At 43.6% G+C, this 23,097-nt stretch carries 15 protein-coding genes; 6 read left to right on the forward strand and 9 right to left on the reverse strand.

Translation table 11 applies throughout. From position 1 onward, the window contains the following. Positions 1-20 precede the first annotated feature (20 nt). Together Q7V32_RS08190 and Q7V32_RS08195 are read right to left on the reverse strand one after the other, a co-directional pair. Complete coding sequence (locus Q7V32_RS08190; protein WP_304896489.1) at positions 21-1,634, reverse strand: glycoside hydrolase family 57 protein; 1,614 nt, start codon at positions 1,632-1,634, stop codon at positions 21-23. 10 nt (positions 1,635-1,644) lie between these two features. Continuing rightward, a complete protein-coding gene (locus Q7V32_RS08195) occupies positions 1,645-2,505 on the reverse strand; it encodes a DUF4912 domain-containing protein (RefSeq protein ID WP_304896490.1) in 861 nt (286 codons plus the stop codon). Between the two features lie 1,221 nt (positions 2,506-3,726). Here Q7V32_RS08195 and Q7V32_RS08200 point away from each other — a divergent pair. From Q7V32_RS08200 to Q7V32_RS08215, 4 genes are all read left to right on the forward strand, one after another. Then, positions 3,727-5,757, forward strand: a complete 2,031-nt coding sequence (locus Q7V32_RS08200; protein WP_304896491.1) for an HDOD domain-containing protein — start codon at positions 3,727-3,729, stop codon at positions 5,755-5,757. Between the two features lie 272 nt (positions 5,758-6,029). Next, the gene (locus tag Q7V32_RS08205; RefSeq protein ID WP_304896492.1) at positions 6,030-8,252 is read left to right on the forward strand and encodes a cytochrome-c peroxidase; all 2,223 of its coding nucleotides are present in this window, start codon (positions 6,030-6,032) and stop codon (positions 8,250-8,252) included. Between the two features lie 63 nt (positions 8,253-8,315). Next, positions 8,316-9,083 carry a hypothetical protein gene (locus Q7V32_RS08210; protein ID WP_304896493.1) on the forward strand — a complete coding sequence of 256 codons (768 nt, stop codon included), beginning with the start codon at positions 8,316-8,318 and terminating at the stop codon, positions 9,081-9,083. Positions 9,084-9,529: 446 nt separating this feature from the next. After that, positions 9,530-10,501: a hypothetical protein gene (locus Q7V32_RS08215; protein ID WP_304896494.1), complete on the forward strand. Its 972-nt coding sequence runs from the start codon at positions 9,530-9,532 to the stop codon at positions 10,499-10,501. Between the two features lie 86 nt (positions 10,502-10,587). Here the strand turns inward: Q7V32_RS08215 and Q7V32_RS08220 are convergent, their stop codons facing one another. From Q7V32_RS08220 to Q7V32_RS08235, 4 genes are all read right to left on the reverse strand, one after another. Continuing rightward, positions 10,588-12,144: a sulfotransferase gene (locus tag Q7V32_RS08220; RefSeq protein ID WP_304896495.1), complete on the reverse strand. Its 1,557-nt coding sequence runs from the start codon at positions 12,142-12,144 to the stop codon at positions 10,588-10,590. A gap of 270 nt (positions 12,145-12,414) precedes the next feature. Further along, entirely contained in the window at positions 12,415-16,038 is a 3,624-nt protein-coding gene (locus Q7V32_RS08225) for a DUF3570 domain-containing protein (RefSeq protein ID WP_304896496.1), read from the reverse strand. Next, complete coding sequence (locus tag Q7V32_RS08230; protein ID WP_304896497.1) at positions 16,025-16,261, reverse strand: DUF4266 domain-containing protein; 237 nt, start codon at positions 16,259-16,261, stop codon at positions 16,025-16,027. The genes Q7V32_RS08225 and Q7V32_RS08230 overlap by 14 nt, the downstream gene beginning before the upstream one ends. Next, positions 16,261-16,746 carry a TlpA disulfide reductase family protein gene (locus tag Q7V32_RS08235; RefSeq protein ID WP_304896498.1) on the reverse strand — a complete coding sequence of 162 codons (486 nt, stop codon included), beginning with the start codon at positions 16,744-16,746 and terminating at the stop codon, positions 16,261-16,263. Before Q7V32_RS08235 ends, Q7V32_RS08230 begins: the two co-directional genes overlap by 1 nt. A gap of 862 nt (positions 16,747-17,608) precedes the next feature. On the opposite strand from Q7V32_RS08235, the gene Q7V32_RS08240 reads away from it, so the two are divergent. Beyond that, positions 17,609-18,379: a hypothetical protein gene (locus Q7V32_RS08240; RefSeq protein WP_304896499.1), complete on the forward strand. Its 771-nt coding sequence runs from the start codon at positions 17,609-17,611 to the stop codon at positions 18,377-18,379. 257 nt (positions 18,380-18,636) lie between these two features. Here Q7V32_RS08240 and Q7V32_RS08245 read toward each other — a convergent pair whose 3' ends face one another. The 3 genes from Q7V32_RS08245 to cysD all read right to left on the reverse strand — a co-directional run bounded on the left by Q7V32_RS08245 (position 18,637) and on the right by cysD (position 22,183). After that, complete coding sequence (locus tag Q7V32_RS08245) at positions 18,637-19,536, reverse strand: FAD:protein FMN transferase (RefSeq protein WP_304896500.1); 900 nt, start codon at positions 19,534-19,536, stop codon at positions 18,637-18,639. Between the two features lie 31 nt (positions 19,537-19,567). Beyond that, a complete protein-coding gene (cysN, locus tag Q7V32_RS08250; protein ID WP_304896501.1) occupies positions 19,568-21,202 on the reverse strand; it encodes a sulfate adenylyltransferase subunit CysN in 1,635 nt (544 codons plus the stop codon). A gap of 72 nt (positions 21,203-21,274) precedes the next feature. Then, the gene (gene cysD / locus Q7V32_RS08255; RefSeq protein ID WP_304896502.1) at positions 21,275-22,183 is read right to left on the reverse strand and encodes a sulfate adenylyltransferase subunit CysD; all 909 of its coding nucleotides are present in this window, start codon (positions 22,181-22,183) and stop codon (positions 21,275-21,277) included. Between the two features lie 654 nt (positions 22,184-22,837). Here cysD and Q7V32_RS08260 point away from each other — a divergent pair. Beyond that, positions 22,838-23,050: a hypothetical protein gene (locus Q7V32_RS08260; protein ID WP_304896503.1), complete on the forward strand. Its 213-nt coding sequence runs from the start codon at positions 22,838-22,840 to the stop codon at positions 23,048-23,050. The last annotated feature ends 47 nt before the right edge of the window (positions 23,051-23,097 follow it).

Below are 23,097 nucleotides of genomic sequence, written 5' to 3' on the forward strand. Positions count from 1 at the left end.
TTTGCCTGTCCGTCTCCGGATTAATAGGGGGTTGTATTGTTTTTCTTAGGGCAGAACGATCTGAAATTAATGTTCGGAAACAGATTGTCCATGGTTTCCAATGCGATAAGATAGCGTTCGTCAATACGATTTTTGCGAATACTGTCATGAAGATAATTAAATCGTGCCAAGTGATCTGTAATGCGTTTGTTAGCGTATTCGACAGCGGTACCCGATTTCATGATAAACGGCCAGTCCGACGCTTGGGCCAGCAGCACCGATCTTGCGGCTTGATTTAATGTTCTCTCTTGTAAATTGTCCACGGTGAGACGGGAAAGGTCACAGGCCAATCTTTCCATCTGGGCTTGGGCTTTAGAAAGGAACGGATAGATCCAGTCATTTGTCTCGTTAATCCAGTATTCGGAATAGCCGTGTTCACCCCATGATGATGCTTTTGGCGTAATGTCATGGCTAGCCGGAAATTGTTCCAAATAAGGCTGACAGCTGATTGTTTTCAATCCGTAAGCAGGGTGATCAGCCAGGCGTAAAACTTGTTCAAGCCAATAAGGCCCTTCAAACCACCAATGTCCGAACAGCTCTGCGTCAAAAGGTGCGACGATGATCGGCGGTGTTGCTGTTTCATCCGTCAGAGCATCGATTTGCTCTTGTTTTTGCTGGATAAAGTGTTGAGCATGACAATAGGCCTGATTAAGCGCCTGCTTAGGGTCGTACAACTCTTTTTCGTTGTCTTTTCCCGTAATGCGAAAGTATTTGATGCCGGTTTGGATGCGGGTAATGCCATCCAAAATATAAGGCCCTAGATACTCTAAATCCAGATCAAAGCCAATATCTCGATAATATTCACGATAAGCAAAATCTCCAGGATAGCCTTCCTGAGCACTCCAAACCTGTTTTGAAGAGGCCGGGTCTCTGCCAAAAACTGATATTCCGTTATTTAAACTGTGTGCAGAATAGACCGTCTGTTTGATTGAATGATCACTGGATGACAAACTGTGGCTGTCGACAAAAAAATAAGTAATACCGGCTTCTTTCAAAGGGTCTTCAAGGCCCGGATAATACCCGCATTCGGGTAGCCAGAAGCCAGTCGGTGCAAAACCAAAATGAGTTTTAAAAGTGTCAATGCCGACATTTATCTGATTGCGGACAGCGGTTTCACTGGTATTCAGCAAAGGAAGATAGCCGTGTGTGGCTGCGGTGGTGATCAATTCCAAATTACCCAGCGAATGGTGCCGTTTAAACTGCTTGAGCAGATCACCTTGATAACGATCTTGATAATCGGAACAAGATTTGACAAAGAATCGTCGGTACAGACGGGCCAGCTTTTGGTATTCGGGCTGGCTGCGGGTTCTGATAATTTCTTTTTCGGCCAGCTCTATCTGTCGGTGTAAAAACTCAAGATACCGTGACTGCAACAACGCATCGCTGAGCATGGATATCAATGTAGGCGATAAAGAGAGCGTCAGTTGATAATTAATCCGGTCTTTTTCTAATCGTTCTAAAACATTTAATAAAGGCAGATAGCATTCTGTAATGGCTTCGAATAACCAGTTTTCTTCGAAAAAACTGTCGTATTCCGGATGGCGCACAAAAGGCAGATGTGCGTGAAGAATGATGCTCAAGTATCCTTTTTTCATGTCCTGTTAATCAATGTAATTCAAAAATAAAATGTTCAGAGCGGGTCTGGGAAAAAGATGAAAATGTCTCGTTAGTGTGCTGTTTGTCCACTTGATTTGCTTCCAGCAGCGCTCTCATTTTTGTGAAAAACAGATGTTCATACTGAGTTTTCTTATCGATAAAAACAAAAGGCGTATTCGTTGAATAATGATCTGTATTTAAGCTTGGTTTTTCATGAGTTTGTTTGTACTCAGCTAAATCGGCATGATGCGTATTTACATGAATAGCAGAGTGCCCATTTTCAGGCGGTATCTGGACAATATTGGATTCAGCGACGGTATGCAGCGAGTGACTGGGACCTTTTTCTCCAATAACGGCGGTATAGGCTGTGTCGGAGATTGGAATCCGGATTCTTTGGCTGTTTTGATGTTGGGGGAGTGGGGTGTCAAAAAATAAGTTGGAATTGTTAAAAGTAATCGAATTATCGGGCAGCCAGTAAATTCTCAACGTTAGATGCGGCGTGTTGATCGTGTTTGTTGGCGCATTTTGTTGTGCGGGTTCAACAGACCATACCGCATGGACATGATGGGGATCGACAGGCATGAGTAACAGCTCTGGTTTATCAGTGCTGCGTGAGGGAGCAAAATCCCGGCTGACGGCCTGGCTGATTTCCAGCAACTCATTGGACGGTAATTTTAATTCGGGGCCGGTTGTTGAACGGGCAAGCTTACGGTTGGATGGATTGGTTCGGGTGCCATTATTGATCCGATCATTCGATACGATTTCTGACCGGTCCGGTGAAAATGTTTGGCTGATTTGCCGGCTGATATCAAGCATCTCTTCTTGTGACAGATTGACCGTGGAATCGAGTCCTGATTGAGAAAGTGTCATCACCCGCCTTTGGTAGTTATTTAAGTCATCCAAGTTAGGTTGTATTTTATCGATTAAAAACATGGGATGCGAGAAGTAACAGACAAATTAACATTCTACCCAGAGTAATCCGTTCTAAAAGCATTACCCGGCATGATTGAAAATCTTATGAAACAGGAATTTTTCAATTTTATTCATAACCGTGTCGTTTGAACGAAGAATGGAAACATAGAGGTAAGCGATAGCTTGAAATGAGCCGCTAGTTGAAAATAGGATGATATAAAAGATTCTATGAGTTTCTTAAAACACTAACCTTAGCTGATAATTTTTGCAAGGTAATTGAAAGCTTTTGCTGAAACGCTGACGGCGCAATTAATTAAAATTGTTTTTGATCAGTAAACAATCTATCAATTTATGACGTGTTGCTAACTTTGACTTACGTACTTATAGTTTAATCTGTGTTTTCAAACACATAGTGTAAAACTACCATGAGGATTAAATGATGAGTTATAACAAATATGAAGTTATTATTGGTTTGATGTTTTTTACAGGGATTTTTGCATTTATTTCAGGCCAATTTATTATTTCAACTGTTCTGTTTGCAACATCAGCGATATATAGCAACATTATTATGTCTCGCAGGCTTCGATCTCAAAAAAAATAATGAGTATCAAAAGTTGGAACAACTATTTTGCTTATAAAACACATGTATTATTTTATTTTTAACACCTTAATTCCCGCAAAACTTTGTTGCGGGAGTTTTTTCTTGGAAGCAAAATTTAATTTATAAATGTGTCATGTTTTAAAATTCTGACACAAGAGATGATGCTTCTTTTCTTTCTTTCCTGCCCAACTCAACGAGATTTCAGATTAAATCCAGCAAAGAAACTGGATTTTATTTTTTCGTATCACGGTTCTCATTTATCGATTTAAATTTCAAATAAACTTATTTCATATTTTTACGTATGGTAAAAGGAAATAAGCGCTAAGGTTAAATGTTTTTTATAGCCTGTTAAGGTGAATTCAGACTACAGTTGATGGTTTGTGCTGTCGCAGTTCGTGGCCAATGGATTCAGGCTTGAAATATCGGGGGGATTTAGGCCGCTAAACTGTCAAGGCTAGAGATTTTGCATATCCTTATGATATTGGCCATATTGAGGCTTTATTTCAGTAACAATTGATTCAATCGTATATCAACGTTCAGTTGCCATAACATTTTTTTGTAAGACGGATCGCTATCACATGTCAAATGACAATCCTATTGAAGTTGACAAAACAACTGAGAGTTCAACAAGAACAAACAGTTTAGCCCGATCTATTCTTAAAAAACCCGTCAAAGATTTGCAACTAATTCCGGCTGCGGCACTGAAATTGTTGAAGTTGACCAATGATGACACGTCCAAAGTTAAGGATTTGTCCAGAGTGATAGAGACTGAGCCTGCCTTGGCTGCAAAAGTGATACGGATAGTCAATTCTGCTGCTTTTTGCCTCCCCAAAAAAATCACATCGATCAAACATGCCGTCAACTTACTGGGGTTTTCTGCAGTCAGGCAGGCGGCAATGGATCAATTGATGTACAACAAGTTGATCCGTAATCGAACTAAAAGTCTTTTTAATCAATTATTTTTCTGGCAACACTGTCTGTTTGTCGCTTCATTAAGTAAAAGAATCGGTGTGGCTTTAAAATATCCGGACCCGGATATGCTGTATACCGGGGGGTTATTACACGATATTGGTAAAATCATTGTGGAAAACTACGGCGAGGTTTCATACAGCGATTATTTATCGGTAGTGGAAAAAACGGATTGTGCCCAAATGGAAAGTGAGAAAACATTTTTTGGCTTATCTCACACTGAAATTGGTCATCACTTTTGTTTGGAATGGCATTTACCCTCAGCTTTAACAGCTATCATTGCATTTCATCATGATTTCCCTCCGCCTTCTTCCGAATACCATCAGTATCAAACTGAAATTGCGATCGTTGCTTTCTCAAATTATATAGCCTGTATGCAGGGCATTGGTTCAGCTGCAAATTTGAGTGTGCCGGTGCTGCCGGAACAGGTATTTAAAATTATTGATATCAATAAACTGGATTTGGAAAGTCTGCTGGAGCAAGTGGATAAAGATATGCTGAATACACGTGAGTTTTATGGTATCCAGTTTCCTAACGTGAGCCGCTTGCGGGCAAGTTTGGTAAAAACAACATTAAAATTATCGTATTTTGGTGAAAGCAAAACGCGAATCAAACCAAAAGGTGCTGATCTCATGGCGCCTAATATTTCAAGTTTGACGATCCCGCACAGAAGTCTTGATCCCAATGAGTTTATTCCTTGGACGCTCGAAGCAATACACAATGATTTTCATGTGGACCGGGTCATGATGCTTAAAGTCGACCCGAAGCGAAGGGGTCTGGTTGCAACTTATTGGTGGCCAAGTTCCATACTGCAAAAAGACTTGGGGATATTTGAAATACCGATCAGTGCTATCAGTGGTCAACTACTGAAATGTTTACGCACAAAAAAGCCGGTACTTATCAAAAATGAAAGTGTTGAAGATGAAAAAATGCTGCACCGTCTTGCGGTTGATGAATGTATTGTGCTGCCCGTTCAGCGTCATCAGCGGATGGCTGGGCTTATCTATGTGGATAATGCCCTGACGCATCAACCCTTAGAAGCCCATCAGATATTCGAGATGTTACCTATAGCCAGTGAATTGGGCGTCGCTTTATTAAATGCCCAACTTTACCGGCTGGCGCAAAAAAAATCACAAATAGATCCTCTAAGCCAGTTATTCAACAAGCGCGTTATCAATGAGTTTTTGGACAAGCTTTTTAAATGCGATAAAGCCGTACTTGAAAAAACGGTATTAGGCTTTATTGATATCGATCGATTCAAGCTGTTTAATGACGATTGCGGGCATCAGGCAGGTGATGACGCATTAAAAATCGTCGCCGATATTCTGCGATCAATGACCCGTCCCGGTGATTTAATCGGTCGCTACGGAGGCGAAGAATTTTTGTTTGTCTTGCGCGATATTGACTCTAAAGGCGCGCTTAACTACGCAGAGCGTATCCGAAGGGAGATCGAGCAAAGAGGCAAACTGCTCAGTGAGCGTTTTCGTGGTCATGCATTGACCGTCAGTATTGGCGTGGCCGTTTACGAAGCGTCCTTTGCGACTTATGCCGATATGATCAAAGCGGCCGATGATGCTATGTATAGAGCCAAATCTGAGGGACGAAACAAGGTGGTGTTGAGTAATCTAAAGTTTCATTAAAATTAAAGTCTCATTTAAAACACTCAAATTCTAAGAGTTATCAATTTTTCTGCACAAGAAATGCACCAACGCATTTCACCGCTTTTACCCCATATCCTGATTACCTTATTTTGCTGAATAAGTCATATGACATAGTTTTTTAGTAAAATATTTTTGTCTATATTTATAAAGTCGTAATAAATCAAGCACTTAATATATTTTTACGTGGCAGGATTATTGCTTAGTAATTCCCGGCTAACGAATTATAAAAATACCCGTTCTAAGGAAATAACATGCGATTTAACAAAACATTTATTTTATTAAGCATGATGATGCTTATGCAAGAAGTGAATGCTCACGGGCCATTTCCGGCTTCTTTGCAGGGTGCGCCTATCCCGCCTGTGCCTGGATTGCTAGATGGGGCTGATCCTATTGTGGTCAACAAAGCTGAGGCTATTGCGTTGGGTAAGGCCTTGTTTTGGGATGCGAATGTCGGAAGTGATGGTATGGCTTGTGCGTCATGCCATTATCATGCCGGGGCTGATGATAGAGTAAAAAATCAACTTAATCCTGGTTTGCGAAGCCCAAAACCTTCAGGACAAACGTTTCAAACAACCGCTTCGGGAGCGGCAGGCGGCCCCAACTATACATTGACCAAAAGCGATTTTCCGTTTCATCAATTTGAGGACCCTTTCCAGCTTCCGGAAAACGGTTTAACAGGGGTTGTTAAATTTAGTAGTGATGATGTTGTTTCTTCAGCCGGAACGTTTAGTGGAGAATTTAAAGGGGTTACCAAAACCGGAATTACTGTCGATCAATGTGATAGAGCGGTTGATCCTATTTATCATGTTAACGGTATAGGGACGCGTAGGGTTGAACCAAGAAATACACCAACAGTGATCAATGCCGTTTTCAATCACCGAAATTTTTGGGATGGCCGTGCAAACAATACTTTCAATGGCAGTAGTCCTTGGGGAAATAGAGATCCTGATGCTGGTGTGTGGATTAAGCTAAATACAAGATCAGTAAAAAAAGAACGTTTGCAACTTATCAATTCATCACTGGCTTCTTTGGCAGTAGGACCGCCGATGGATGAGCTGGAAATGAGTTGCCGGAACCGCACGTTTTCAGCTTTAGGACGAAAGTTGTTGTCGCGGCGCCCTCTGGAAAATCAGAAAGTGCATTATCAAGATAGCGTCTTGGGTGGTCTGAGTCTGAGTACATCAAGTCTTTTAAAGCCGGGGCTTAATACTACCTATGCGGCCATGATCAAAAAAGCGTTCAATCAAAAGTATTGGTCTTATACGCGCATCGGCGAGTTTGGGGCTCCATCCGCAAGCAGTGGGTTACCCTACAATCAGATGGAAGCTAACTTTTCCATGTTTTTCGGACTGGCATTACAGCTTTATCAGGCCACTTTGGTCTCTGATCAGGCTCCTATTGATTTGAGTAGACGGAATGCCGACTTTACGCCCATTGATCTGAATGAGTCAGAGTTACGTGGGTTCAACTTATTTAGAGAGCTCCACTGCAACGCTTGTCATGCCGGTTCCGTTTTAACCTCGGCTGCCATCGTTACAAACGCAATGATATTAGAGGCTGATCCTGAAGCGTTCGGGCCTTTGCCGGAATCTTATGGCGCCAACTTATCGCGAAATGTGATAGGTCATGACAACACCCGACTCGGTGGTGGTGCCAAGTTAATGGACTTTGGATTTTTTAACACAGGTGTAGCAGATCCGGACGGTGATCCTGGATTGGCAGGTGTTGATGGATTAGGAAATGCGTTATCGTTCTCTGATCAATATCGCCGTTATTTGGCGGGCGATACCACCGGTGGAATTTCTTCCGGCGTAATGGATTCCGGTGTATCCCAAACCCGTCCTTGTGATTTCGTTGCGCCGTTTGCCAGGAATGCAACTGTAAGTAATGCGAACCATTTTACGCTGGTTGATGGTTTGTTGGTCGATCCAAATGGCAGTCAGAACTGTCTCGGTGTAGGAAAATCCTCTTGGGCATTTATCCCTACTAAAGATGCGGCAACTTTAAATCTTAATGATCCTTCATCCAAAAAAATGGATATTGCGACTAAAGCTGCCTTTAAAGTACCAACGCTAAGAAATATTGAGTTAACAGGACCTTACATGCATAACGGCAGTATGGCAACTCTGGAGCAAGTGATTGAGTTTTATAGCCGAGCCGGGAATTTTGCCAGCAATAACACGCATTCCTTTATTTTTCCGATGTCTGATCTTCAGTACGACGAAACACTTAGGGCTGATTTAATAGCCTTTTTAAAAACATTAACCGATGAGCGGGTTCGCTACCAAAGAGCGCCATTTGATCACCCTGAAATTGTCATTCCTCATGGACACACCGGCGATGAATCGTCTGTTCAAACGGGCAATCCTATCAGCCCCGAGTTCGCCAAACAGGAGTTTGAAGTTATTCCTGCTGTTGGTGCTAACGGCAGTGTTGAGCCTATCCAGTCCTTTGAAGCAAATTTTGCGGATTAATGATAAGAGCACTGGCCTGATTCAATCGGGCTGGTGCTGAATTTTATTTTTGGAAACAATGACATGAAAAATCAAATTATCAGCAACACAAAAAATTCTCCTATGATTCTTTTGGCAGGTTTGCTTTTGTTGGCTGCTTCAAACGCTGAAGCGGTAAGCACTTTCAGTGGGTCTGCGACGGTTAATTTTACCATCGATAGTATTGCTAACAGGGATGGCTCAGCTAGTCTAGATGGCTTAAGCGTGTTTGCTTCATTCGTTTTGGATGACTCGCAAACTTTTAATGACTTAGCATTAAATGGGATCGGCTCGGCCACGGCAATGCCTTTGACACCAGAATCAACCGAATTGTTGAGCAATGGGGGGCGTTTTTCCAAGACATTTCAAGTTGATGGGGTTGTGTCAAATGGTTACGGTGCGGTCAATTATTTTGCCTTGTTTGATTTGTTGTTTATTAACGAATCGGGATTTGACTACGATATAGGATTGTCGATTGACTACAGCTTGTCAGCAAATGCTGAAGGTCAAACTGCTGAGACAACGGTTTCTATCGCTTATGAGCACGTAGACGGTGATTTTTTCGGTAATGATTATTCGAATGCCTGGGCGGATTTAAATGGCGGCGTGAATCAGCAGTTAATTGAAGGTAAAAAATCTTTTTCTTTTGCTCTTTTAGCGGGTGAAGTGGAGATTGTAATTTTGGACGCTAATATTCATGGGTATGCTGAAGCGACTACTGTTCCCCTTCCTGCCGCTTTGTGGTTATTTGCTTCGGCTGTTATGGCTCTCCCTGTATTGAGAAAACAAAGTTTAAACAGCAAAAGGGTTTGACTGCTGCAATTTCCAGATTCGCTATTACAGGGCGGGATGAATAGCATGCTAAGACAGTCGTTTATTCACTCCCGCCCGTCACTCTTTTGAAAAATCAGCCTTTTACTTGAGTTGATTCATCTCGCTCAGTGATGTGATGGGCAGTCATTTAAAATAATGTGTCATATCACACAGTGAGTGAGGCATATGGCTCAGTATGAGTTTGTGGTATTTTAAATGCATCGTAAGTGATTGAATAAGCTGTAATTTAAAACTGGCATGAAAAATGCTTAATTTAGTTTGACTTTTTAAGGCTGGGCTTTTTCTAAAATTTTAATGAATTCAAACTTTTAAGCCTGATACCGGGAATAGGTTTGGATTCTTCACAATTTAATTTATCTTTATATCAACCGATAAACGGGCATGCGGTCAGTGACCCTTTTTTATTTTCTCGAGGCAGCAAAAACATGTACCAAACAAAAAAACAGAAACTTCGTAAAGCGGTGATTTCAGCATTGGGATTAACGGTAATGGCCGGTATTTCAAATCAGGCTAGTGCTTATGACAGTCTTTCTTTAGGTACTTATACGGGAACAGACATATCATTCAATTCCACAACGCCTTTCAAAGCGTTCTCGGATTATGCCGCACAAAATCAGGGTTGGGTTCATACTGCACGTTTTTTAACGTTAACAATAGGTTCTGCTCAGGATATTATTGATGGCAAAACGTACGATGTGCAGATGCAGATGACGGGGCGTGGAAATCTGGGCGTTTCAGGAACTGTAGCCATTGATAACCCTGCTTTTGCAATTTGGACTGCGGGTGCAAATTCAATAGACACAGGCTCGGTCGTTGGTATTGGGCATGCATGGAATCCAACGCGAGGACCCAATGAAGTGGCCTTGGATAGTACTGGTAATCTAGCCACGGTATTCACTAATGGAGTTATTGGCGGAGCCGGTGTGCTGGATGGTCATGAAGGCTGGATTGGCTATGTCAACTCAGGACCTGCTTACACTTTAATCAACTCCTTTGAGCCACTGGCTGGATTCAATCAAACCTCTACCGGTCATCCAGTAACTGATAGCGTCTCTAATGGCGCATTAAATACGACCAGTTTATCCTGGTTGACGAATCCTTCAGCTTCCAGCACCAGTTTTACCAATGATTATTACAGAAATGGTAATGCTATGGTGGGCGCTAACGCCGATTATGCGATGATGATTTTATACGGTTTAAAAGCCGGTAATTATCTGATTGCTACAGGAGGCAGTTGTCCAACCAATGTAACGCCCGCCGCCGTATGTGGAACGGGACAACAATTTACATTCAATGTCTCAGCGGCGCCGGCAATGGTTCCGGTACCAGGCGCTGTATGGTTTTTCGGTACTGCTTTGTTAGGCTTGGTGGGATTAGGGCGCCGCAAAAACGCATAATATTCCCCTAAAATAATTTAGGCTTATAAGTCCGCTTAAGATTTTCTCAAGCGGGCTTTTTTTTAAGGTAAGTTTTTTTAAGCTTGTTATTTTGTTGTTTCGTAGCCGAACGCTTTAATATAAGGTTCAAGAATAGGTTCAAGCGCATCAAAATATTCTGTATAGCCTTGCCAGCGACCCAGTGCGGAAGCATATAAGGGTTGAGTAACTGCGGAGAAGCTGGGAGTGGCAATGAATCGGCCTGTAGTTTTCTCATGGAAGCGGGTAACTTCTTCGGTCCAGTCTAAAGCGAGCAAGTTAAAAACGCGTTTAAAACTGGTTTCAAAATCAAGCACGGTGTCCTCGTAACGCAGCTCCAGATAGACGGGCTGTATATGGTCACGCAGATTCAGCCATAAATCCATAACAGCAGCATATTGCGTGGCTATGCCTTTCCACGACAATAAATTTACAGTACCTGCCGATATGGTGAAAGCTTGTTGAGCACAGCTGATACATATATCTCTGGGATCCCGCAATGCGAAAATGATCCTGGCGTCAGGAAACAGCGTGCTGATAAACCCTATTTCAATGCTGTTCAATGCCACTTTGTTGATAAAGCGTAGCGTTAATACCTGCGGGCCGTATTCCTCAGCGACACGCCGCCAATAGAATTGACGCAAATACAGGGTATCATCTTTATCCAGTCGTCTTAATGCGCCGGGGACATCGCCTTTCAGTTCGGTTATACGTTCCATTTCACGGATGACTTCCTGAATGAGGCTATTCTCGTCGGAGGTTAAAACATTCGTGTGAGCAGACAGAACTTGTTCAGTTAATGTGGTGCCCGAACGAAGAAAACCAACTATAAAGACGGGCATGGGCAGCGCATCATTGAGTTCTAATATTGACCAGCGCTGCAATAAGGTCTTGTCGAAACCTTTTTTATAAGCCTCAATTTGCTGGAAAATAAAATCAGCATCAAATTGTTGAATTGCGGGTAGCTGTCGAGACAACTCTCCTCCCTGGCTCATCAAGTCAAACGCTTCACCGTAACGATGTTGTTTGTCATAGACTTTCGCCAATTCCAGACAGGCCCTGGCACGTTGTTCCGGATCATGCTCCGTCTCAAGCAGTTTTTCCAAACGTAGTTGCGCTGTAGCCCAATCCTTTAATTCAATCTCGATGATGGCGAGTAGAATAATACTGCCTGAAGCGTCGTTGATCGTAGCTAATTGACAGGCTTTTTGTGCATGGGTAATTGCCTGTTTGAGTTGATTCATTCTATGCAGGCAGGCTGCCAGATTATGATAGGCGGCCGCACTCCTGGGTAAGAATTGCACGGCAGTTCTGGCCAGTTGGTGTGCAGAATCCAGCTCACCCAGATGTTGCAATTGTTCTGAGAGCGTTAATAAAGCTTTTGCGCGGGATTTATCAGGTTTTCTTAATAACTGTTTGGCCGCTTTAACTAATAATCGGCGTCCTTCAGCGTTATGGTTTCGCCAACAAAGGCATTGGCCTAAACCCGCCAAAGCCTCGGCATTATTGGGTGATTGTTGTAAGGCTTGGCTAAAACACTGTTCTGCCGCAATAAAATTGCCTTGTTGTAATGCGTAAAATTGAGCCTTACTCAGTAGTTCGCTTACTGGATTGGAATCTGTCAAATTAACTGGATAGGTTGGGGGTTAAAATCTTTGGTGACTGTTCAACTCGAAACTTTAATATCACTGTCTCAAGTGAGCAATAGTCTTGTAAATTGTATCTGCTCGCTCTCTCGAATTTTATTGGGTGTAGGTAGTTGATTAAAAGGCTTCTGCAACAGCCATGGTTTCACGCGTCATTTGAAATCAAGCACCTACGCCCTCAATTCAAAGAAGGCAAGTAGTTATTGTAAATTTAAGTCAAAATGCTTATCTAGGAAATTGAGAAGTTGGCTAAAACATAAAGCTCCAGCTCGCTGAAATAGCGCCTTGACGGTCAAGCTGGAAGCCATTGGCGTCCGTACTGACAGGCTGCAACCATTCGACGCTGACCGAGTGCCCGGCAAACTGGCCGGCAGGTATGAATGCGTTTAGACCCAAGCCGATATCCCATGTTTTGCCGCCGTAATTAGCCGGATAATCGACAGTAGCGGTTGTGTCATGGGGCTGGTTGGTTTCGCCGCGAATCTCGTCTTGCCAGGTATAAATACCTCGGACGGACGCGGACAACCAGTTAAAAATGGTATAGCTGCCCCAGCCGGTAGCCTGAAAAATATCGCCATAGGCATAACCATGATCGTTTTTTTCCAAGCGCTTGACGCCGCTCAACTGTGCTCCCCAGCCCCATTCATCTGCTTGCCCTGTATAAGTCAGGCTGGGCTTTAAATCCCATGTGCCGCTACCCAACTGCATACCATAGTCTTGCAATACCGCTGTGCCGGGTTCAACCTGGGTCGAACTGCCGCTGTTTTGCAAGGTGCCGCTGCTTAGCTTGGCGTTTATGCTGCCGGTCGGTGCGCTCATGCCTATGCCTAAATGAACCTTATGATTACCCGTGTCAGCTACTTTAACCAATGCGGTAATTACGGTATCGCCGATATCACTGCTGGTGTGCTCTGTTCCGCCATGGCTGTCATCGCCACCTGCTTGTAGCGATTCGCTCATGGTCATATCCATGCTCATGATCTGCGGCATAACCATCAAGTTTAGCCAGTCGGTTGGTGCATACATCAAATCCAGCATATGCATCTGCATGTTCATTTCGGCAGGTTTGTATAAACAACCGTTAGATAAGCCTTTGCATGCGTTACTGATCAGTAGTTGATCATTCACTTTATTACTGCCGTGCAACATTGAGCCGTCCTGCATGCTGTACATAAAGCGATAGCCTACCATGATATCGTCGGCTTTGTTCATCATGTGACCGAACATGATTCCAGCCGGCACCGGAGCGCCGTGGTGGTGCATGTGATGCCCGCTATGGTCATCGCCGGCGCCCATTTGCCTGGCTGAAAGGTCGACACTGAGATTGGCATGAGCCAGAAAATAATCAAAATCCGCATAATCCCCGACGCCACCACCCCCCAGCTTCAGTGAGCCGGAATGGGTGACATATTCAAAACCGGCTTCCACTTTGATGCCGCGGGCAAACTGTTTACTGACAGTCAGACCGCCGCTCAGGTCGCCGAAGGCAGACAAGCGGAAGTCACTGGAATAATTGCCATCAGCTCTGGGTGACAGAAAATAAGGTGCAAAGAAATCGGCTTGTGATTGCGAGTAATAGCGAATCCCCGGGGTAACGGTTAAACCTCCAGGCAAAGATTGATACCACTTTAATTCAAAGGTATGCGAGTTGACGCCCCAGTCGTCAATAAAAAAACGGTAATCCAGATGCGCCGTAGCATCCATTTGCGGCATGTAATGATTGATACGGTTAGAAAAAGACCAGATATTGCGTTGATCGGGACGTTTGTCGCGGAACAGCTCCAAGCCGACGACTTCCAGATCAGTGACTGATTTCCAGTCAGCTTCACCCGGTTCAGCATGCCATAACTGGTAATATTCTTCAGGAGTAATTTCACCTCTAACATAGACATACTTGTAGGGATTGCTCAAATAACCACGTTGATGGCTAAAATTAGCGGTTGACTGGAATAAGGTGTTTTTGGAGAGCACTTGAGCAATACTGGCATTAAAGCTATGAAAATCGCTGTCATCGTTCAGGTCGGTATAATCTGTGGGATTATGCGTTGGGTCATCGCCGTGGTGTGAATCGGTATGTCCCCCGTTACGCGTGATCGAATTGCTGGTCATGCCATAGCCACCGGAAATCGTCGTCAGTTTGTCGTTAAACTCGTGGCTGACATTGATGGAGCCAAAGTGAGATAAAAAGTCCGGTTCATCGGACAGTCCGCCCGATAAAGCCAGGGTGGTCGCATCAAAATAGTATTTGGCAGTGAGTTGCGGCATGGACCGCGCTTCCTGAGGTTGGATCTGAAAGCGTTGCACGGCAGGAGTGCCGGTAGGTACCATTTTGTTAAGGACTAGCCGGTAAAAATCTATCGCAGCTTGGGCGTTGAGCGCGTCTGCCGCGGCTTTTTGTTGCTCGGAGTTTTGCGAATACAGTTGTTCAGCCGTTGAGAGCGCGGCTTGATATTCACCGGTAATCACTGCTAATTCTTGGTTGAAGAGTTGGGTCAAATTAGCGAATTCAACGGGATTGTTAGAGCTAAGAGTGCCCAACTGACTATAAAAGTTAGCTTTTAAATCAGCTAGTTGCTTTTCGTAAAGTGCAGCAGTATTGTTAGTAGGAGGGGCAATTTTGATATTGTCGATCGTCAGTTCAAATTCTTTACCATCATCTGGCGTTTTTGGATAGCCATTAAAGTGAATCCAAACCGCATTGATATTATGAAAAGTAGCATCAAGAATCAGTTCGCCATTGAAACCATTGGCTATTTTTTGATAAGCGACCCGCGTGGCGTAATTGGTGCCGTCACCCTTATCTAAGCCAGGATTCAAGGCGGTATTGAAGCCCAAAATTTCCCAAAAATCGTTAACGCCATTATCCGGGTTTTTGTCGTTGATGGGAGCCAAGAAATCCATGGAAATCAATCCAAAGGCACTGCTATCCAAAGCTCTCATATAAATACCGGGAGAATCAGCATGATAACTTAATGCTCGGTTTGCTGCATTGCCGGCTCTATGGAGATGCGCAGTCGAATTTGAAGAATCCTCAATGATACCGAATACCATGTTATTTTGATAAATACAGCCCTGGGCTCCTGCTCCAGCACAGTTACCGCCTGCTATCGGAGTGTTGTTGGCAAAACCGGCATAGGAAGCTAGCCCCATTATAATATTGCCCGTGCCACCAAAATCGACAGTGAATTCATTTTTAATGATACTAACTGGTAGAGTTTCTATGTTGGCCCTGATGATTGATTTGGCATTCTTGTACTCATCGAATTCAGGGGTAATGGCAGGATTTAAACTCGCCAAAATCCCCACATAATCCTGTTCTAGACTGTCCTCATCAGCATTGAAACTGGTTTTAAGCGTATTTTTGGTAATATCTTTGGTTTGAACGAGGGCGCTAAGGGTATTGTTAAGATTAGAAGTAATAGTGGCATCAGCGGCTTTGTAATTGTCATTAAACTCTTGAAATCCGTTGAGTCCGCCGAGTACGGTCAGTCCTGATGCAGTGACTCCGCCCGATGCTGCTGATATTAAATCGACATAGCTCAGTTCATTGGCCGAAGTCCCGTCAGATTTTTGTTTGTATTTAGGTAAATTAGTCAGGCTTTCCGGTATGCTGAACGCCGGTGTCGCACCGCTGTAGATGTCTCTATCCAGGCTGAAGGCAAGTTCTACGCGGTCGGATAACGGAATGGTGGCATCGATATGATAAATATCCACCTTCATACGGTTATCGCTTTCCTGATAACGCCCGTAACTTGCATTCCCTGTTATCTGGGCAGCAGGTACTGCCGCTGAGATATCAAGTCCAGGCAGGCATAATGCGGCCGTAGTCAAAGCAGCCAGGGCCTTGTTTTTATCCGCTTTAATTGCAGCCACAACCGCCTCCGGCGCCGCTGTGACCTCCTTGTGATGCCTCTTTGCTGCTGAAAATATGATCGCGGAAGCCATTCAAATTCGGCGTAGGATTGATGCTCATCGTTTCTTTGGCGAGATTGCCTCTTTCCCACGCAGAAACGCTGCTACAACCTTGGCAAATCAAAAGGGTGCTGCCAACCAATGCTGGTAGGCAGGCATTGTAAAAAAAGTTTTTTCTAATCATTACTCAGCCAGTAATGCGGAAATTTGTTCTCTTAATACGGACTGATCTTCGTCACGAAACCCCAAGTGGACGTGCCTAATTTTTCCCGATTTGTCGACCAGATAAGATGACGGCATTGCTTTGACATCAAAAATGCCGGGACACTTGCCATTTGGGTCGAAAGCTATCGGGTAATCCACCGGGTTTCGGGCTAGATAGTGTTTGGCTTCCTCGCTATTCTCATCGACATTAATAGCCACGATTTCAAATCCCTGGTTGATAAGTTCGTTACGCAGGCTGTTTAAAAAGGGCATCGATTTTTTGCAGGGCGGGCACCAGGTAGCCCAAAAATCGACTAAAACGACTTTGCCGGAATAAGCGGTAAAATCGAGTCGATCCTGATTGCCGTAAATTGCGTCCGGACATTGCGGTAATACTTCGCCTTCTTTGGCAGCATGAACTGCGGAACTGAGGAGAACGGCGATGAGAATTAAAGTTTTTTTCATGTCAGGCTAATATGTCTTTTGCTAAGTGATAAAAAACAATTTATTAGCAATTTTTATTCCTTAGTTACTCATTTTGAGTGGGTTTAAGCCAAATGCGTTGAAAAGGCGGATGCTTTATGGCTTTTAAATCCTCGCAATCAAGGCTAAAGTTATTGAATTAAATCAGGTATGTCTTCTCTGCTACTACGTTTAGCAACTCCATACGGGTATGTTATTAGCCCCATTTAGCTTAATAAATCTCCAGCTTAGGCTTTATTGTCATACCTATGCTTTATGATTTCCTCCGAATGAAGAAAAGGAAGGTATAAAGAGGGGAGGATATGTGGTAAATGACCCATTAAAATACGGTATATAACATAGTTAAATTAATAGGGTGCTTTTTAAGTTGGTTTTAATGGCGATGTGACTCAAAATCATCAGAAAATTAAGTTAGGATCCTTGTTAATAATAACCTGAAATTCTGGGGAAACAGAAAGTCACTTTTATTGGCCTCTCCTTGAAAAAAGAGGCTAGCGGAGGTTTTTGAAAATAAATCCCCGTTTTATAAAAGAGAAGTCATTGTTGAGAAATCCTTAGAGGCCGACGATGTAATAGCGTAAAATTCGTTACGGGTGAATATCATCGAGTCTGGCTTGTATATTGCTTTACTGATTCTTGTATCGCTAGACCCGCTTTGAGGCCGGTGTGGAAAACTCCAGCTAATCTGAAAATCAGAAGATAGCAGGGTTGCAAGCCTTGAAAGATAATTATGCTGAATCGATTTTTTTCGGATCGTTAAGTTGTTAAATTTAAATCACTGTATTACGTACTGTCTTGTCAACGAATGATAGGCATCATCCTAATACAAAAATGGAGTGAACAAATGAATAAAACAAAAATGTTAAATGGCCTGATGTTTGGAGCGTTAATCTCTGTAGCAGGTTCTGCAGGTGCGACAGTAGTCAGTGAAACAGTCATTGATTTTGGCGGTAGTGGCAATGTTATCATGGGGCTAGCTTCCTATGCCGGTTTTGCCAACAACACTCCGATAGCAGGCGGTAACTGTGCTGGAGCAGGAGCCCAGGGCTGTATTTATCAAAATAACATGGTAATTGGTATCATTGAGGATTCCTCAAATTCGACTGCGCATCTCCATAGAGCAGGCAATGCAGGAAACCGAGCATTGAGCTATCATGCCGATTCCCCTGGTATTTATATGAGAGCTTTGGATGGCAGTGCATTTAGTTTGATCTCAATGGATTTTTTAGCGCCCATCAACGACAAAAACCCGGATAATGGAGAAGCTGATTTTTGGAATATTCTCGGTTTCAATACTGCTTTAAATCCCGGCTTGGACCAGGGCGACGGCGCCAATTATGGCACGCTGGTCGCGTATCAGAAAATAGCCAATGGTTTCAATGGCGAACTGATTCTTGATCCTGCTTTTCAAAATATCAATGCGGTTTGGATTAACTTTAACGGCTACCCGCAAACGCCAGACGATGGCAAAGAGTTTGAATTAACTTTGGATAATATAAAAGTGGGACCTGCTGTGGTCAGTCAAGTGCCTGTTCCAGCTGCCGCATGGTTATTTGGCACCGGTTTGCTTGGTTTGATTTCTTTTGGTAAAAAGAAGACAGGTTTAAGCGCCTAATTTTTTGCGACTAGATAAGGCGGAACAGGCAAAGCCATTCCGCCTTTTTTATGAATAGGAAAAAGTTAATTTGCGTTTAAATAAAGCTGGCAATTTACAAATGCTTTCCGAAATCTAACTGTTATTCGGAGCACCGTTTTAAAAATTTGATGGGCTTCGACTTTATTATTCTTATAATCACAGCAGACATTCTGTTGTTTTGATCATTATGGTTTTCGTTTTACAAGCTGAATTATGAAAAGCTCCAACTTTTTTTTCTAAACCAAATTGCCGCCTGTTTTTCCGCTCTGATCCATCCATACATGGGCTAAGCCCAGCTGTTTTATCCACTTTGCGCCGTTTTTTTCCATTAGCATCGAAATAGTACAGGCACTGCCGGCTACTACGCATTGATCGGCCACTACCGTAACACTCGCCATCCCTTGCACAGGCCAGCCGGTTTTGGGGTTTAGAATATGGCTGTAGCGTCGGCCATTAATCACGATACAGCGCTCATAATCGCCGCTGGTAGCCAGTGCGCCTGTATAAATATTGATAGTTGTGAGAAGCGTCCCTGGGATTCGGGGATGTCGAATTCCAACTGACCAAGGCCGCCCATCGGAATGAGGGCCGAGCACTTTGATGTCGCCGCCTAAATCGATGACGCCATGCTCAATTCCGTGTTGATAAAAAATCCCTGCAGCTCTATCAACGGCATATTCTTTGCCAATTCCGCCAAAATCCAATTGCATGTCTTTGACGGCAAAACTCAAAGCCGATCCGTGTATTTGCACTTTTTGCCAGCCGATCTGTTCAAGTGCTTTCCGGATTTCCGCTTTGCTTGGCAAGGTATTACTTTTGAAATTCCAGATTCTTCTCAACACGCCGGATGTAATGTCGAACAAGCCTTGGCTTTGCTGGTAGCAGGTGTTGGCGTAATTTAATAAGGCGGCAGTTTCATCGTCTATGGAAACGCTACTGCCGATTGATGCAGCCCGATTAATTTCAGATAACACACTGTCTTCACGGTATCTCGAGTATTTATGCTCAATACGTTTAACGTCTGAGATTATATGGTCTCTGACTATATCCGCACGTTGCTCATCCGGGCTGTAAAACTGAAGTTCACACGGCGACCCCATAGCCTGAAATTGATACCGGAAGAGGGATAAAGGCATTTGGTATTGAGGTATTTGCCCCTAGTCATTATCAGTGAATAAGCCCCTCGATTTTCATTTCGGCATGAATTTCGTCTGCCGATAAGGAATTTGTATCAAAGCTCAAATCCGCCATTTCGTAATTTAGACCCACGCACAAACACATTAATCCGGCATTTTTGATCGCTTCGGCGAATTCTTTGGGTTCTGTGAGCAAGGTTTCCAGTACGGTCGCGGCATGACCGTTATCAAACAATTTTCTTTCGAGAATATAAGCGGTTTCCTGAGCCTTTGCGCCGGTTAGCAGAATAATGCTGGGAATTTGTGCGAATCGGGCGGCGCGTTCTTCAGCAGTCACCGGGAGTAATTCCGATTCGTCGGCATTGTCGGTAATCATGCCCGCGCCTACGGTCACGTTGGTCAGGCGGTCAATAATGATGAACGAACCGGTACCCTTGCTTTTTTTATACGAATCAAAAACAACCGGTGCATTGACCGAGACGGTGCATGAGGCGATTTCGTTGAGCTTGAGCTCGGTTGCATCATGGTGTTCCAGGGTGTTCACATCAATGCGGTGATGAATCATCGCGATCGAACCGGAAATACTGCGTGAGGCCATTTTGAAAATGTATTGACGGCCTGGTGCCAGCGGTTTTTCTATCATCCAGACGATGGTTGCTTTGAATTTATCGGCTACCGTCATCGGTTGGATTTCATTACCGACAATCATATCGCCGCGGCTGATGTCAATTTCATCTTCCAGCGTAAAAGTCACAGCCATTTGAGCGAAAGCTTGTTCCAATTCGCCGTCATAAGTCACAATCGATTTGATTTTGCTGGATTTTCCGGAAGGTAGGGCCGTAATCTTGTCGCCTTTACTAAATACGCCTGCTGCAATCGTGCCGCAGAACCCGCGAAAATCGAGGTTGGGACGGTTTACAAATTGTACCGGGAAACGGGCATCCTGAAAGTTATGATCGGTGGCAATCTGAATGGAATTCAATAATTCCATTAACGGTTTTCCTGTGTACCAGGGCATGTGCTCGCTAGGATTAACGACATTGTCACCATTTAAAGCCGAAATCGGGAGAAATCGAACATCGTGCAAGTGCAGGCTTTCAGTAAAGTTCAAGTAGTCTTGTTTGATTTGATTGAATTTTTCTTCGCTGTAAGCCATTAAATCCATTTTGTTGATGGCGACAATAATATGCTTGATACCCAGCAGTGAGGTAATGAAGCTGTGCCGTTTGGTTTGGGTCTGCACACCGTAACGGGCATCAATCAGAATGATGGCTAAATCGCAGGTTGAAGCGCCGGTGGCCATGTTGCGGGTGTACTGCTCATGTCCGGGGGTGTCGGCGATGATGAATTTTCGAGTCGATGTCGAAAAATAACGGTAAGCAACGTCAATCGTAATCCCTTGCTCCCGCTCGGCCTGTAATCCGTCTACCAATAAAGCCAAATCGATTTGACCGGCACCCGTCGTGCCTGATTTGACACTGTCAGCTTTTACCGCTGCGAGTTGATCTTCATAAATCATTTTTGAGTCGTGCAAAAGCCGGCCTATGAGCGTACTTTTGCCGTCATCGACGTTGCCGCAGGTTAAAAAGCGCAATAATTCTTTGCGTTCATGCTGGGCGAGGTAAGCGTTAATATCGGTACTGATAAGATCTGATTGGTGGGACATGAAACTATTCCTGAAATCTGGGTGCTAACGAGTGATTAAACAGCGTATTCGAAAGGCTGGAACTGCCGACGATTAAAAATAGCCTTCGCGCTTTTTCTGCTCCATGGATCCGGCCTGATCGTGGTCTATAAGACGGCCTTGACGCTCGGAACTGGTAGTCAGCAGCATTTCCTGGATAATTTCAGGTAAGGTGGTTGCATGGGATTCCACCGCTCCTGTCAATGGATAACAGCCCAGTGTTCTGAAGCGGACCATTTTCATTTCAACTTTTTCGTCCGGACCAATCGGCATGCGGTTGTCGTCAACCATGATCAACATGCCATCCTTATTGACGACAGGCCGTTCTTTGGCGAAATAAAGCGGGACAATAGGAATGTTTTCCATATGGATATACTGCCATACGTCCAATTCCGTCCAGTTGGACAGCGGGAAAACCCGAATGCTCTCGCCTTTGTCGATGCGTCCGTTATAGATATTCCATAGTTCGGGACGCTGGTTTTTGGGATCCCAGCGATGATTTTTGTCTCTGAATGAATACACACGTTCTTTGGCACGCGATTTTTCTTCGTCTCGTCTGGCGCCGCCAAATGCCGCATCAAATTGATATTTATCCAGTGCTTGTTTGAGCGCATCGGTTTTCATCACCTCCGTGTGCTTTTTGCTGCCGTGAGTAAAAGGCCCCATGCCTTGATTTACGCCGTCTTGATTGATATAAACCAACAGTTCCAGGCCCAGATCTTTGGCTAGCTTGTTGCGAAATTCAATCATTTCGCGAAATTTCCAGGTGGTATCAATATGCATCAGCGGGAAGGGCGGTTTCCCGGGATAAAAGGCTTTCATCGCCAGATGCAGCATGACTGCAGAATCTTTGCCAATTGAATAGAGCATCACGGGTTTTTCAAATTCCGCAGCGACCTCTCTTATGATGTGAATGCTTTCGGATTCCAGTTGTTTAAGGTGAGTCAGTTTATAGTCAATCATTTAATAGTCCGTGAGCTTTAAATATCCAAGGCGCTGATAAATTAGCGAGTCAGTTTTCAATTGCGGCTATTTTAAGTGGATTGGCCGATAAATGCCAATTTGGGATTCTGGGTTTAGTAAACTCATTGAAGAGTTGTCTTGAGCTTTTGATAGTGGGCATTTTTTAAAGCTGAAAAATGCACTCTACAATTTATATTCTAAATATAAAAACAATCTATACGAAACTATTTGGCATTATAGGTGTATAAGTAATGCATGGTACAAAATGCCATGTGGATTTTAAGAGATGTTCTAACTGGAAACGATGAACAAGGATCAGATATTCTGGATTTTCTTTGGTGATGACGTAACGTCATTTTTCCGTAAAACGATAGCAAATCAAGTTTGTTATCGATCTGATTATATTCCCCTGATGACTTTATTAGCCGTTTTCAGTCACTTAGCGAAGATTGAATTTTTCGATTTCTTAAATTCTTGTTTTTTGTAACTACTCACCCGCTTTGAGTTGAGCGTGTAGGTGTTTGATTGGACACGCGAATACGACCCTGTAACATCTCTGTTGCTGATGCTTTTTCAATCATCCATCTATACACAATAGAACTGGAGGGGGCGGGCAGTTACTGTTTTTTAATGTTTCAAAATAAGGAAAAAATAATGAATAGCACTATAATGCCCCGCGTAATCATTGGTTTAACTGCTTTATTGTTGAGTTCAACTGTATTTGCAGAAGCTAAAAGCTTTACTGTTAAACCTTACGAAGCACCGGCTAAACCAGCAGTTGAAGCAGCCGCTCCTGAAACGGATGAAGCACCCGCTGCTTCTGACGAAGCAACTAAAGAATCTGAAAGCGAAGCTGATTCAGAGTAATAAAGTACTTTGGGGTTATTAAACCCAAGGTCAACGGGTAGCGCATT

Origin of the sequence: Methylicorpusculum sp. (genome assembly GCF_030651835.1) — a bacterium.
In the GTDB taxonomy this organism is placed as follows: domain Bacteria; phylum Pseudomonadota; class Gammaproteobacteria; order Methylococcales; family Methylomonadaceae; genus Methylicorpusculum.

Excerpts from the sequence above, each read along its gene's own strand:
- Q7V32_RS08190 (WP_304896489.1), bottom strand. The coding sequence starts at position 1,634 with ATGAAAAAAGGATACTTGAGCATCATTCTTCACGCACATCTGCCTTTT.
- Q7V32_RS08195 (WP_304896490.1), bottom strand. The coding sequence starts at position 2,505 with ATGACACTTTCTCAATCAGGACTCGATTCCACGGTCAATCTGTCACAA.
- Q7V32_RS08200 (WP_304896491.1), top strand. The coding sequence starts at position 3,727 with ATGTCAAATGACAATCCTATTGAAGTTGACAAAACAACTGAGAGTTCA.
- Q7V32_RS08205 (WP_304896492.1), top strand. The coding sequence starts at position 6,030 with ATGCGATTTAACAAAACATTTATTTTATTAAGCATGATGATGCTTATG.
- Q7V32_RS08210 (WP_304896493.1), top strand. The coding sequence starts at position 8,316 with ATGAAAAATCAAATTATCAGCAACACAAAAAATTCTCCTATGATTCTT.
- Q7V32_RS08215 (WP_304896494.1), top strand. The coding sequence starts at position 9,530 with ATGTACCAAACAAAAAAACAGAAACTTCGTAAAGCGGTGATTTCAGCA.
- Q7V32_RS08230 (WP_304896497.1), bottom strand. The coding sequence starts at position 16,261 with ATGATTAGAAAAAACTTTTTTTACAATGCCTGCCTACCAGCATTGGTT.
- Q7V32_RS08235 (WP_304896498.1), bottom strand. The coding sequence starts at position 16,746 with ATGAAAAAAACTTTAATTCTCATCGCCGTTCTCCTCAGTTCCGCAGTT.
- Q7V32_RS08240 (WP_304896499.1), top strand. The coding sequence starts at position 17,609 with ATGAATAAAACAAAAATGTTAAATGGCCTGATGTTTGGAGCGTTAATC.
- Q7V32_RS08245 (WP_304896500.1), bottom strand. The coding sequence starts at position 19,536 with ATGCCTTTATCCCTCTTCCGGTATCAATTTCAGGCTATGGGGTCGCCG.
- cysN (WP_304896501.1), bottom strand. The coding sequence starts at position 21,202 with ATGTCCCACCAATCAGATCTTATCAGTACCGATATTAACGCTTACCTC.
- cysD (WP_304896502.1), bottom strand. The coding sequence starts at position 22,183 with ATGATTGACTATAAACTGACTCACCTTAAACAACTGGAATCCGAAAGC.
- Q7V32_RS08260 (WP_304896503.1), top strand. The coding sequence starts at position 22,838 with ATGAATAGCACTATAATGCCCCGCGTAATCATTGGTTTAACTGCTTTA.